The 12,520-nt window shown below is 64.5% G+C and carries 10 protein-coding genes; 8 read left to right on the top strand and 2 right to left on the bottom strand.

Annotated features, from left to right (window positions below; translation table 11 throughout):
• Positions 1 to 72 precede the first annotated feature (72 nt).
• Together ACQ4MJ_RS04305 and ACQ4MJ_RS04300 are read right to left on the bottom strand one after the other, a co-directional pair.
• A complete protein-coding gene (locus ACQ4MJ_RS04305) occupies positions 73 to 474 on the bottom strand; it encodes a hypothetical protein (RefSeq protein WP_431149808.1) in 402 nt (133 codons plus the stop codon).
• Positions 475 to 581: 107 nt separating this feature from the next.
• Positions 582 to 1,352 (bottom strand): hypothetical protein, encoded by a 771-nt coding sequence (locus ACQ4MJ_RS04300; protein ID WP_431149810.1) that lies wholly within the window; start codon positions 1,350 to 1,352, stop codon positions 582 to 584.
• Positions 1,353 to 1,829: 477 nt separating this feature from the next.
• Between ACQ4MJ_RS04300 and ACQ4MJ_RS04295 the strand changes: the two genes are divergently transcribed.
• The 8 genes from ACQ4MJ_RS04295 to ACQ4MJ_RS04260 all read left to right on the top strand — a co-directional run bounded on the left by ACQ4MJ_RS04295 (position 1,830) and on the right by ACQ4MJ_RS04260 (position 12,520).
• Positions 1,830 to 3,059 carry a PepSY-associated TM helix domain-containing protein gene (locus tag ACQ4MJ_RS04295; RefSeq protein ID WP_431149812.1) on the top strand — a complete coding sequence of 410 codons (1,230 nt, stop codon included), beginning with the start codon at positions 1,830 to 1,832 and terminating at the stop codon, positions 3,057 to 3,059.
• The gene (locus tag ACQ4MJ_RS04290) at positions 3,056 to 3,316 is read left to right on the top strand and encodes a hypothetical protein (protein ID WP_431149814.1); all 261 of its coding nucleotides are present in this window, start codon (positions 3,056 to 3,058) and stop codon (positions 3,314 to 3,316) included. The genes ACQ4MJ_RS04295 and ACQ4MJ_RS04290 overlap by 4 nt, the downstream gene beginning before the upstream one ends.
• Positions 3,317 to 3,341: 25 nt before the next feature.
• Positions 3,342 to 5,564 (top strand): TonB-dependent receptor, encoded by a 2,223-nt coding sequence (locus tag ACQ4MJ_RS04285; RefSeq protein ID WP_431149816.1) that lies wholly within the window; start codon positions 3,342 to 3,344, stop codon positions 5,562 to 5,564.
• Between the two features lie 186 nt (positions 5,565 to 5,750).
• On the top strand, positions 5,751 to 6,488 hold the full coding sequence (locus ACQ4MJ_RS04280; RefSeq protein WP_431149818.1) for a TonB-dependent receptor: 738 nt from the start codon (positions 5,751 to 5,753) through the stop codon (positions 6,486 to 6,488).
• Between the two features lie 153 nt (positions 6,489 to 6,641).
• Positions 6,642 to 8,777, top strand: coding sequence for a TonB-dependent siderophore receptor (locus tag ACQ4MJ_RS04275; RefSeq protein ID WP_431149820.1), 2,136 nt, complete (start codon positions 6,642 to 6,644; stop codon positions 8,775 to 8,777).
• Between the two features lie 127 nt (positions 8,778 to 8,904).
• A complete protein-coding gene (locus ACQ4MJ_RS04270) occupies positions 8,905 to 11,091 on the top strand; it encodes a TonB-dependent siderophore receptor (RefSeq protein WP_431149822.1) in 2,187 nt (728 codons plus the stop codon).
• Positions 11,092 to 11,270: 179 nt separating this feature from the next.
• Positions 11,271 to 12,107, top strand: coding sequence for a glycosyltransferase family 2 protein (locus ACQ4MJ_RS04265; RefSeq protein WP_176886518.1), 837 nt, complete (start codon positions 11,271 to 11,273; stop codon positions 12,105 to 12,107).
• Positions 12,104 to 12,520, top strand: coding sequence for a sugar 3,4-ketoisomerase (locus ACQ4MJ_RS04260; RefSeq protein ID WP_431149824.1), 417 nt, complete (start codon positions 12,104 to 12,106; stop codon positions 12,518 to 12,520). The genes ACQ4MJ_RS04265 and ACQ4MJ_RS04260 overlap by 4 nt, the downstream gene beginning before the upstream one ends.

Raw genomic sequence — 12,520 nt, 5'->3', positions numbered from 1 at the left:
CGATTGACTACACGGATTTCACAGGTCTTCCATCGTAAGAAGATGGTTGATGTGCGCAAAAAATACCCACGGCTACCCATCCACATCTTCGTCACGCACAGCAGCAATCTCGCCAAACTCGGACTGCAACGCATTGCGAATCAGCGCGGGATAAGCAAACCAGTAGTGCCGACGAACCGCATCACGAACGAACTCCGCTCCAAACATCTCACTGAAATGGCGCTGCTCCCACACGGCAAGCCGGCTGCGATCATCCGCCAACAACGACCTGCGGTGCCGGGTCATCAGGCGTTTGAGATTACCTCGGTCTGCTATCCCAAACCTGCGTAGCTCTGGCAACAAGTCCTCGTACAGCGCCATGTCCTCCACGTAGTCGTTTTTCGGCGGAAAGATGCCACTCATGACCTGTCGCACCAGTTCAGCGTTCAGCAACTGAAGCGATGCTCTCTTTCTTGCGGAAACGTGCTTTTTCATGGATTCGGCAACTAACTTTTCAGGATTGGATGAATCGGAGAGGGCGACGCGTGCTCGCGAAGCCTTGCACAACAAGCTGCGGGCTCCTTCGACGAACCCGCTCCGCATCATGGGGGCGTCCCGCCTTTCTTGTGCACCTTGAAACTTTCATCAAGGTAGACCGTAGAACTCGTCATGCCGTAGCCTTCGCAGACAAACCCGTTCAAAGGCAGCACGCCAGGCGCATCGGTGAGCCGGCCTCTCACTTCCTTGTACTTCTTTCCCACACGCCGTGAATGAATGGCGGCGTTGGTCAGGTAGTTGAGACTCACTCGGTAAGAGGAGTTGCTGGAATAGTCTTCGTCATCCTGTTGCTCGCCGATGTGTTCCAGGTCTTCGGTCTTGGCGTTGTAGCGGAACTGCAGCGTGAAGCCCGAGAACCGAGCGGCGTCTGCGTAGTAGACCGCCTGAACGAACAACGAATTGTTTTTGATGTCCAGGTTGTAGAACTTGCTGGGGTGGCAGAACTCGCCGGAAACCGAGAGCACCTGATAGCTGCCATCTGCCCTTCCGGTCAGGACAAGCAACCGCTCCTCTCGCTGGCCTTCTCCTTTGTGCCTTGTCAGCAACAGGGCCAGGTCGGGAACGCCGTCGCCGTTCAAGTCGCCTTCTGCAGTGGTCCAGACAAAATCGGAATGCCGAAACTCGAGGGGTATTGCGAGCCGGGCCCTTTGCTCTGCGGATGTGTTTCCGTCTGCGGCATGTGCATTGCCCGTGCACAGCATGGCCAGAACAGCGGGCCCGAGCAAGGCAGCCCTGTGCAGCGCCCGACACAAGGCACCCATGCAAGCCGCAGATGCGTGCGCGGCAGGCTGAACGGCGCGGGATATCGTGGACACGGAACTCTCCTGAAAGCGGCTCGCAACCTGGTTTTGAAGCCGATGCACTGGTTTCAAACGCATGTGTGAATGCCTTCAAAACCAACGCGTTGTGGCGATGGGAATATAGCCTGCAGACTCAAACCCCGCCCTGCATCCGCAGCCCCTGTGCGCAAAGCCATCCCTCCCACAAAGCGCCTGATGGGCAGCAGGCGGAGCCGATTTCGCAACACCCTTACCCCCACGTAGTCACGAATAAAAACAATTCCCATTTGCAATGTAAAATTAGGTTTCCGCAAGCCACAGCCCTCCCCCGGAGCCTTTTTTGAACAGGCCTCCCGGCTGCAGCCAGCACCCACCGTCTTCCGATGTTTCCGGGTTGTCTGGCTTGATGAACCACTTTTTCGCCTTTTCTGTTGCGACAGCGCGCTCCGTGCCGTGGGCGGCGCTAGCGGTGGTGCGACTGCCCGACTGCCCTTGCCACCCCGCCCCCACGCCATGCTGAGCCCCACCGCCCTGCGCCGCTGGAGCTGGACCCACAAGTGGTCCAGCCTGGTGTGCACCCTCTTCATGCTGCTGCTGTGCCTCACCGGCCTGCCGCTGATCTTTCACCACGAAATTGGCCACCTGCTGGGCACCGAGGTCGAGGCGCCCGCCATGCCCGCCAAGACGCCGCGCGCCAGCCTCGACAAGGTGCTGGCCACCGCGCAGGCACTGCACCCGGATCGTGTGGTGCAGTTCGCGTCGCACGCCGAGGACGATGACAACGTGTGGTTCGTCACGCTCACGCCCACACCGGCGCCCACGGACGATTTCCGCTCCGTGGCGGTGGATGCGCGCACGGGCCAGGTGCTGGCGCAGCCACGGTTTGACGAGGGCTTCATGTACGTGATGTTCAAGCTGCATGTGGACCTGTTTGCGGGGCTGCCGGGCAAGCTGTTTCTGGGCTTCATGGGCTTGTTGCTGCTGGTGGCTATCGTCACCGGCGTGGTGCTGTATGCCCCCTTCATGCGCAAGCTGGCGTTTGGCGAGGTGCGGCGGGACCGCTCCACGCGCGTGAAGTGGCTCGACCTGCACAACCTGCTGGGCATCGTCACGCTGGTGTGGGCATTTGTGGTGGGCGGCACGGGCATGATCAACACGTGGGCCGATCTGCTCATCAAGTACTGGCAGTACGACCAGCTGTCGGTGCTGCTCAAGCCCTATGAGGGCCAGCCCATCGTGCCCGCCGCAGAGCGCGGGCCGCTGCAACAAGCGCTGGAGGTGGCGCAGGCCCAGGCGCCGGGCACCAAGCTGTCGTTCATTGCGTTCCCGGGCACGGCGTTCTCCAGCCCACATCACAACACGTTTTTTCTGCGTGGCAACGAGCCGCTCACCTCGCGCCTGCTCAAGCCCGTGCTGGTGGATGCGCGCACGGCGCAGGTCACTGCAGCGCCCCAGCTGCCGTGGTACCTGACGGCGCTGCTGGTTTCGCAGCCGCTGCACTTTGGCGACTACGGTGGCATGCCGATGAAGATCCTCTGGGCGCTGCTCGACGTTGCCACCATCGTGGTGCTGGGCAGCGGGTTGTACCTATGGCTGCGCAAAGGTGCGCAGGCGGGCAGCGCCAGCAACGCCAGTACCAGCACCGCCACGGCGGCAGCCACCGTGCACGGCCACACCGGCCTGCCGCCAACGGCTGCCGCACGCACTGGCGGCGCGCTGCCAAGCACGGAGGGCCGCGCATGAAGGCGAGCCCTTTCTGGTCGCTGTGGGGCTGGCCCATCGTGATGGGTGTGCTGACCACCACCGGCCTCATCACGGCACTGGTGTCTGACACCTGGGGCGACTGGTGGTCGTGGGTGGGTCTGGGCATTCCGGTGGTGGTGATGGGCTGGACCTGCTGGCCGCGCACCACGCCAAGGGCCACTGCGCAACGCGACCATGACAAACCCCACACCGATGCCGACGAAGCGGGCACCAAGGCCAACGCCACGCCACTCTGAAAATTCCCCGCACCTTCACCACGCCATGCGCAATTCCCATTCCCCTCGCCGCCCTACCCTGACCCCAGCCGCACTGGCCGCCGCGTTGCTCTTCACACTGGCCGCGCCCGCCGCTTGGGCGCAAGCGACGGCCAGCGGTACCGAGCCCGACGGCAAAACCCTGTCCACCGTCACGGTCAACGCCAGCGCCGACGCATCGGTGCAAGGCCTGTCGCCCGCCTACCCCGGCGGCCAGGTGGCCCGTGGGGGCCGTGCGGGCATCCTGGGCACCAAGGACGCGATGGACACGCCGTTTTCCATCACCAGCTACACCAACGAACTGATCCAGGACCGCCATGCCCGCAGCGTGGGCGATGTGCTGCAGAACGACCCCACGGTGCGCGTGGCACGTGGCTTTGGCAATTTTCAGGAGGCGTTCTTCATCCGGGGGTTCATCCTCGATTCGGACGACACGGCCTACAACGGCCTGTATAGCCTGCTGCCGCGCCAATACATCGCCACCGAACTGTTCGAGCGTGTGGAGGTGCTGCGCGGTGCATCGGCCTTTTTGAACGGCGCCAGCCCCAACGGCGGCGGCCTGGGCGGCAGCATCAACCTGCTGCCCAAGCGCGCGCCCAACGAGCCCTTGAACCGCGTGACCTTTGGCGTGGCCAGCGGCGGCCAGACGCAGGTGGCGGCCGACATTGCCCGCCGCTTCGGGCCGGATGGCAACACTGGCATCCGCGTGAATGCTGCTGCCCGCAATGGCGGTACGGCGGTGGACCACGAAGACGTGCAGCTCGGCCTGCTGGCCGTGGGCCTGGACTGGCGCAGCCGTGACGTGCGCCTGTCGGGCGACATCGGCTGGCAAGACCACAAGCTCAAGAACACCCGCACCAACGTCACGCTGGGCAGCGCTGTGACCACGGTGCCGAGCGTGCCCGACAACCAGACCAACTTTGCCCAGCCCTGGAGCTACTCCAACGAACGCGATGTGTTCGGCACGCTGCGTGGCGAGTGGGACCTGACGCCCAGCACCACGGCCTGGGCTGCGGCGGGCGCGCGCCGTGGCGAAGAAGCCAATTCACTGGCCAACCTCACGGTGACCAACGCCGCCAGCGGCGCCGCCACCACCTACCGCTTTGACAACACCCGCAAGGACAGCGTGAACACCGGCGAGCTGGGCCTGCGTGGCAAGCTGCAGACCGGCAGCGTGGGGCATGAATGGGTGGCGGTGGCGTCGCACTACGACTTCGAAAAGAAGAACGCCTACGCCATGGATTGGCGCAACACGCACGCCACCAATCTTTACAACCCCATAGCCACCAACCTGCCCGGCTTCAGCGCCAACACCCTGTTTGGCGGCGACCTGGCCAATCCCCTGCGCACCGGCAGCACGCGCCTGTCCAGCTTTGCGCTGGGTGACACGATGGCTTTCATGGACAACCACCTGCTGTTCACTGTGGGCTTGCGCCACCAGAAGATGGAGATCGCCAATTACGACTACGGCACCGGACTGCAGACCGACCGCTACGACCAGAGCCGCACCAGCCCGCTGCTGGCGGCTGTCTACAAGGTCAACAAGGGCCTGTCGGTGTATGCCAACTATGTGGAAGGCCTGAGCCAGGGCCAGACCGCGCCCAGCACGGCGACCAACCGGGGCGAGATGCTGGCGCCGTATGTCTCCAAACAAAAGGAAGTGGGGATCAAGTTTGACGCCGGCCGCGTGGGCGGCAGCGTGGCCCTGTTCTCCACCACCAAGCCGCGTGCGTTTTTGAACACGGCCAACCTCTTCAGCACCAGCGGCAAGGACCGCCACCAGGGCATCGAGCTGGCCGTGCAAGGCGAGGCCACCAAGGGCCTGCGCCTGCTGGGCGGCCTGACGTGGCTGGATGCCAAGCAGCTGACCACCGGCGCTGCCGCCACCGACGGCCAGCGCGTCATCGGTGTGCCCAAGCTGCAAGCCAACCTGGGGGCGGAATGGGACGTGCCCGGCGTGCCCGGCCTGGCCGTGGACGGCCGCTGGGTGCACACCGGCGCCAGCTATGCCAACGCCACCAACACCCTGCGCGTGCCCGGCTGGAACCGGCTCGATGTGGGAGCCCGCTATATGACGGAAGTGCAAGGCAAGCTCGTTACGCTGCGCGCGCGCATCGAGAACCTGACCAACCGCAACTACTGGGCCTCAGTCGGCGGCTACCCCGGCGCGGGCTACCTGGTGGTGGGTGCGCCGCGCACCTTGTCGCTGAGCGTGAGCGTGGACTTCTAAAGCGGCACCCCGCCCCACACGGGCATTGCCAAGACCCGTTTCAGGGTCAAAAAGCCACCCAGCGCTTATCCAACAAGCGCAGGCAGCTATCAAAAATGAGTATTTTCCCCCTGTAGCGCCGGGGGTGTGGAGCACTGCGCTCCGCTGTTTTTTGCTGTCACCAAAACCACCGAAAGGAAAACGTCCATGTCCTCGAACCAACGCCTCCAAGCCCCGCTGCTGTCCGCCCTGCTGGCCTGCGGCGCCCTCACCGCGGTGAACTCCGCCCAAGCCCACCAGGTCTGGCTCGAAAACGCTGGCGGCCAGGCGCGCCTGCACTTTGGCGAGTTCAACGAGAACCTGCGCGAGACCTCGCCCGGCCGGCTGGACCAGTTCAAGGGTGTGCCTGCACTGGAACAACAACGCGCAGGTGCCGCCGCCCAGCGCGTGGAAGGCCAGCTCGCCAAAGACGCTTTTGTCTACACCACCACGGGCACGCCCGACACGCTGTTCGCCGCCGCCAGCTACCCGCTGATCGACCGCAGCAAGCGCAATCTGCCAGCGATGGTCTGGCAGCCCTCCGCCCGCTGGGTGGCCAGCTTGGCACAGCCCGTGGCCCCCACCGCGCCGCTGGATCTGGTGCCCACCGGCAAGCCCGGTCAGCTGAAGGTGGTCTACAAGGGCGCCCCGCTGCCCAAGGCCAAGGTGCAGCTGGCCGCCCCGTCGGGCTGGACGCGCGAGGCCGAGGCAGGTGAAGACGGCACGGTGACCTTCGTCACCCCCTGGAAGGGCCAGTACGTGGCCGAGGTAAAGCACAGCGACAAGACCCCCGGCGAAGTGCAAGGCGAGAAGTACGGCGAAGCCAGCTACGTGACCACGCTCACGTTTGTGCTGGCCGACGGCATGGCGTCGCCTGCCCTGCCCGAGCCGCCCAAGGCCCACTGAGCCCCGGCTGCCGCGCAGGCTAACCACAAGCCACCGCCCTCTCCCGGCGCGTGGCGCTGCCTTGGCATGCCCGGGCGGTCGGCATTCATATCAACAAAAACGGGCTGTAGCGCTTTACCAACAAGCGCAGACAGCTATTAATTCGATAGCGCCATGATTCACCCCAATCTCTTGCGCACCGCGGTGGCGCACGCCGCACTGCTGGCTGTGTGCGGCACCGCGTTCGCGCAGAACAGCACAGCACCCGCACCTATACCCTCCGACGCTCCAGCAGCCGCCCCCTCCTTGCGCCAGGTCGATGTCATCGACTCCACAGCAGGCGAAGCCGCCACGCCCGCACGGCGCGCGCAAAGCAGCTCGCGTCTGGGCCTGTCGGTGCTGGAGACGCCGCGCTCGGTCAGCGTGATCGACAACGCGCTTCTGGAGCAGCAGATGGCCACCACCGAGCGCGATGTGCTGCGCAATGCCTCGGGCGTGTCGTCGCGCAGCGAGTACTACGGCTCGTACTCGCAGTTCTCCATCCGAGGGCTGTGGGCCAACAACACCTACAACTTCCTTCGCGACGGCGCCAAGTTCATCCACCTGCTGGACCCACCGCTGTTCAACATCGAGCGGGTGGAAGTCATCAAGGGCCCGGCCGCGCTGGAGTTTGGCCAGGTCGCGCCCGGCGGCCTGATCAACTACGTGAGCAAGCGGCCCCAGGCCGAGCCCCTGCGCACCGTGAAGATCGGCGCAGGCAGCCATGGCTGGCGCAGTGCCGAATTTGACCTGACCGGCCCGCTCAACACCGACGGCACGCTTCGCTACCGCCTGGACGGCGGCGCCAGCCGGGGCGGCAGTTTTGTGGACGGCAACACCCCGCGCAAACAGGGCGTGGCGGGCAGCCTGGAGTGGCAGGTCACGCCCGACACCGTCTGGCGCGCGCAGGCCGAGACCCAAAGCATCAACGGCACTTCGACCTCCGGTTTGGCCGTGCCCGACCCCAAGAATCCACGCAGCGCGGACGTGCTGCCGGTGGGCGCGTTCTACGGCGAGCCGTGGTTGAAAACCGATGGCCATCTGCGCTTTTATTCCACCGAGCTGCAGCACCGCTTTTCGGACCAGCTGGAAGGCCGCGTGCACCTGTCGCGCAACGAGACCTTTCGCAACGTGAACATCGTGTCGCCCATGGGCCCGGTGACCAACGGCCGCGTGGCGCGCGGCTACTGGATGGCGCCGGGGCAAAAATACACGTCGGACACGGCTCTGGCCGAACTGCGCGCGCAGCTGCAGACCGGCGCGGTCAAGCACACGGTGCTGGCAGGCCTGGACTGGCGCGCCATTGCGGGCTTCTATGGCGCGCGCACCACAGGCAACCTGGGCGCCATCGATCTCTACAACCCGGTTGCAGGCCTGGTGCCACCCGTGGCCTCCACGGGCGTGGGCAAGCTCTCCTCCGACGCCCGCAACACCGGCGTGTTTGTGCAAGACCGCATGGTGCTGGGCGATTTCGGCCTGCTGCTGGGCCTGCGCCACGACCGCTTCAAAGACGCCTACACCACACCCGTCACCGACGTGAGCAAGACACAGCCGAGCGCGGCGATCAGCTGGGAGCCCCGCCCGGGCAGCATGCTCTACGCGAGCCATGCGCGCTCGTTCCAGGCCAACTCGGGCACGCTGGTATGGGGTGCGCAGTCGGCCCCGCCCTCGGAGGGCAAGCAGCTGGAGGTGGGCTGGAAGCAGGAATGGCTGAACCAGCGTCTGATGACCACCGTCTCTGCCTTTGACCTGGAGCTGACCAACGCCCCCGCCACCGACCCGGCGCACCCCGGCTACTCGGTGCTCACCGCGCGCCAGCGCATCAAGGGCATCGAGCTGGAGCTGCAGGGCCGCATCACGCCCGCCTGGACGGTGACGGCCAACGCCAGCATCCACGACCCCAAGGTGCTGGCCGACACCACGGCCGGTGCCAATGTGGGCAACCGCGTTGCGCTGGCCACGCGCCGCAACGCATCGCTGTGGACACAGTACCGCCTGCCCCAGCTGCCCGGCCTGTGGGTGGGTGGTGGCCTGGTGCACCAGGGCGACAAGTTCATCGCCAGCGACAACAAGTGGCGCCTGCCCGGCTACACCGTGGTGGACCTGGCCGTGGGGTACCAATTTGCGGGTGGCGTGCGGCTGCAGGCCAACCTGAAAAACGCCGCCAACCGCCGCTACTACCTGGACGGCACCACCACCGCCGCCGGTTTTGGCGCCGTCGTGCCGGGCACGCCGCGCAGCCTGCAGGTGTCGCTGGACTACACGTTCTGAAGACCGGCGCCAAGGCTGCGCCTGTCCCATCGCCAGCCCCGAAAGCCAAGCGTTCCAGGCACTCCACGCACCGTGCCTGGCCTTCGGGCCTGCCCCTTTTTTTTTCAACCATCGGAGAAACAGCACCATGCAATCTGGCATCACCGTTTGCCGCACCGCCATCGCACACGCGGCCCTGCTTGCCCTGTGCGGCGCGGCCCATGCGCAGCAGGCCACACCCACGGTCCCCACCGCACCCGCGGCGCCCGCTGCAGAGAAAGCCCTGGCCCCCGTCACCGTGAGTGCGGGCGCCGAGCAGGAAAGCCCCACCGCGCCGGTCACCGGCTTTGTGGCCAAGCGTGCGCTGAGCGCCACCAAAACCGACACGCCCCTCATCGAAACACCCCAGGCCATCAGCGTGATCACGCGCGACCAGATGGAAGCGCAGGGTGTGCAGACGCTGCGCCAAGTCACGGCGTACACGGCGGGTGCTGTGTCCAACTATTTCGACAGCCGCCAGGACACCTTCAAGGCGCGCGGCGGCGACGTGACGCAGTACCTCGATGGCATGGTGCGCTTCATCGGCTACTGGAACGACACGCGGCCCGACCCCTACACGCTGGAGCGTGTCGAGTTCCTGCGCGGCCCCTCGTCGGTGCTGTATGGCCAGGGCAGCGTGGGCGGTGTGCTCAACCTCACCAGCAAGCGCCCGCAAGCCGAAACGCAGCGCGAAGTGCAAGTGCAGCTGGGCAGCAACGCACGCAAGCAGCTCGCCGCCGACATGACCGGCAAGCTCACGCAGGATGGCGAATGGCTCTACCGCCTGGTGGCCGTGGGCCGCGACAGCGACACGCAGGTGGACCATGTGCGCGACGACCGCTTAGTGATCGCCCCCACCGTCACCTGGAAGCCCAGCGCCGCCACCTCGCTCACGCTGCAGCTCGCGCACCAGAAGGACAAGAGCGGTTCGCTCATCGGCTTCTTCCCCTGGCAGGGCACGCAGCTGCCCAACCGCTACGGGCAGATCCCGACCAACACCTTCATCAGCGAACCCGGCTGGGACCGCTACAACTCCGAAAGCACCTCCTGGGGCTACCTGTTCAGCCACCAGATCGACAGCGCCTGGACTGTGCGCCAGAACCTGCGCCGCAGTGTGAGCGACGTGGACTACCGCACGCTGTACACCAGCTTTGCCGCCAATGCCGCACTGGGCCGCCCCGCGCGCCCCGTGTTCAACGCCGACAACCGCACCGTGCTGCGCGACGCCTCGTGGACGCTGGGCAACGCGCGCATGCTGCTGGTAGATACGCAGGTCGAAGGCAAGCTGCGCTGGGGTGAAACCGAGCACACCGTGCTGGGTGGCCTCGATGTGCAGCGCAACCATTGGGGCCAGCAAAGCTGGCGCGCCGTGGCACCGGCCATCGATGTGTACAACCCCGTGTACGGCAACTTCACGGCGCCATCGGCATCGGCCCTGGCACGCGTGCCCAGCGTCGAGCAGCGCCAGCTGGGCTTCTATGCCCAGGACCAGATCAAGTGGGGCCGCTTTACCGCCACACTGGGCCTGCGCCACGACAACGCCAAGAGCGACACCGAAGGCCGCCCCGCCGCTGCCGCCGACGACAAGGCCTGGAGCAAACGCACGGGCGTCACCTACCAGATGGATGGCGGGTGGGCACCGTATGCGGGCTACTCCGAGTCCTTCCAGCCGCTGGGCGGCGCCAATGCCTACGGCACCCCCTTCAAGCCCCAGCGCGGCGAGCAGTGGGAGGCCGGTGTGAAATGGCAGCCGCCTGGCCAGGGCATCAACGCCTTCGCCGCCGTCTACCAGCTGCGCGAAAAGAACCGCAAGACCACCGACCCGGGCAACCCGCTCAACAGCCTTCAGATCGGCGAGGTCAAGGTCAAAGGTTTTGAGGCCGAAGTGCAGGCCAGCCTGGCGCGCAACTGGGACTTCACGGTCGGCTACGCCTTTACCGACGCCAAGATCAGCCGCAGCAACACCGGCGACCAGGGCCAGCCCGTTGCCAGCACCCCGCGCCACACCGCATCCGCCTGGTTGAGCCACCGCTTCGCCAGCGAAGGCCGTGGCGGCTGGACGGTGGGCGCTGGCGTGCGCTACACCGGCTCGCAGTGGAGCGGCACCAGCGCCATCAGCACCCCGGCCGCCACGCTGGCCGATGCCATGGTGGCCTACGACGCAGGCGACTGGCGCGTGGCCTTCAACGTGGTGAACCTAGCGGACAAAGTGCACATCACGCAGTGCTTGGCGCGAGGGGATTGTTTCTATGGGCAGGCGCGGACGTACACGCTGACTTCGACGTACCGGTTCTAACGACTGGAAGGGGCACCCCAAGCGCACTGGGGGTACGCCGTGGGGTGCCCCAACTTAGCCCCCACTCTGCCTCGGCATTCACGCACGCAGCAGGCGTGAAGTGGAGGTGGGCGGGTTACCGCACCGCCCACCTGTTCAGTCCCACTACACTGGGCGTTGGCGTTCACTTCACCCAACCCATGCAACCCCATTCAAAGCCCTCCAAAGTGGCCGCGCTGGTTCCGGCGTGGCAGTCTTCGGCGTTCATTCAAGCAACCCTCGACTCTCTCTCAGCCCAGACTTACCCACACCTGGAAGTCATCGTCTCTGTCGATGAGTGCAATGATTCGACCTATGAGATTTGCATCGCCCATGCTCAGAAAGATGCTCGTTTCCGAGTAATCCGCCAATCGCAGCGGCTAGGGTATGTGGGCAACTGCAACTTTTTGCTCAATCAGGCCGAAGCTGATTACGTACTTTTTGCATTTCATGATGACATCCTGAACCCTGACTACATCACGCTGCTGGCAGAAGTGCTTGACGCACGGCCAGAGGTCGTCATGAGTTATTCAGACGTTCACCTGACAAACACCAACGGAACGGAAGAACACTGGGTATTCACCGAACTTGAAGGCGTTCGTGACCCGGTTCAGCGGGGTGTTCTCATGATGAGTGGAAAAAATAAATGGTGGGTGCCCAACCGAGGGTTATTTCGCCTCGGTCAAGCTCGGCAAATCAACGGCCTCAAAACCCACCATGCGGGAGAATTTTCGGCAGACTGGCCATGGCTGTTCCATATGAGCCTTTTGGGAGAATTCGCACGGGTTCCCAAAACCCTGTGCTACAAGTATTACAAGCCTGGAAGCTTATCGAGAAGCTGGCAGTTTTCCAAGCACCAGATCTATGAAGTTTACGCGGCCATAATGCGCGAAATCTGGATATCCGGCCTTACCACTGAGCAAAAGCTCACGCTTGCCAGTCCCTTGGCAAGATGGCTCTACCACAATAATCCTGATCGACTCGGCGAGGGCAAGTGATAAATACCACCGACCCGGCTTCCTGTTCGAGCTGGTTTGGAGGGCGAGCTCGCCTGGTTGATCTCCCCATTCATTCAGACGAGCGTGGCGACCTGCTACCGCTCGACTTCGACCGCCTTCCGTTCATGCCACGCCGCGTATTCACCGTAACAGGCGTCCCCGCCGGCTCCATCCGGGGGGAGCATGGCCACCGCAGTGGGGAACAACTGCTCGTTTGCCTGCAAGGGAAAATCGACCTTTTGCTTAGAAAGGGGTACGAAGAAGCCACTACTGCGCTCACCCCAGCGGGGCCAGGCCTCCTTTTGGGCGCAGGCGTGTGGTGCCGCCAGACTTACCTCGTCTCGAATTCCGTACTATTGGTATTGGCCAGCGAACCGTATGATCCAGAGTCATATATATCCACCTGGAACTGA

This window comes from Acidovorax facilis, from assembly GCF_050626955.1.
Classification (GTDB): domain Bacteria; phylum Pseudomonadota; class Gammaproteobacteria; order Burkholderiales; family Burkholderiaceae_C; genus Acidovorax; species Acidovorax facilis.
This window is presented reverse-complemented; position numbering and strand designations above follow the sequence as displayed.

What these genes read in the sequence shown, in the direction of transcription:
- ACQ4MJ_RS04265 (WP_176886518.1), top strand. Translation starts at nt 11,271, where the DNA reads ATGCAACCCCATTCAAAGCCCTCCAAAGTGGCCGCGCTGGTTCCGGCG.
- ACQ4MJ_RS04285 (WP_431149816.1), top strand. Translation starts at nt 3,342, where the DNA reads ATGCGCAATTCCCATTCCCCTCGCCGCCCTACCCTGACCCCAGCCGCA.
- ACQ4MJ_RS04290 (WP_431149814.1), top strand. Translation starts at nt 3,056, where the DNA reads ATGAAGGCGAGCCCTTTCTGGTCGCTGTGGGGCTGGCCCATCGTGATG.
- ACQ4MJ_RS04295 (WP_431149812.1), top strand. Translation starts at nt 1,830, where the DNA reads ATGCTGAGCCCCACCGCCCTGCGCCGCTGGAGCTGGACCCACAAGTGG.
- ACQ4MJ_RS04275 (WP_431149820.1), top strand. Translation starts at nt 6,642, where the DNA reads ATGATTCACCCCAATCTCTTGCGCACCGCGGTGGCGCACGCCGCACTG.
- ACQ4MJ_RS04270 (WP_431149822.1), top strand. Translation starts at nt 8,905, where the DNA reads ATGCAATCTGGCATCACCGTTTGCCGCACCGCCATCGCACACGCGGCC.
- ACQ4MJ_RS04305 (WP_431149808.1), bottom strand. Translation starts at nt 474, where the DNA reads ATGAAAAAGCACGTTTCCGCAAGAAAGAGAGCATCGCTTCAGTTGCTG.
- ACQ4MJ_RS04280 (WP_431149818.1), top strand. Translation starts at nt 5,751, where the DNA reads ATGTCCTCGAACCAACGCCTCCAAGCCCCGCTGCTGTCCGCCCTGCTG.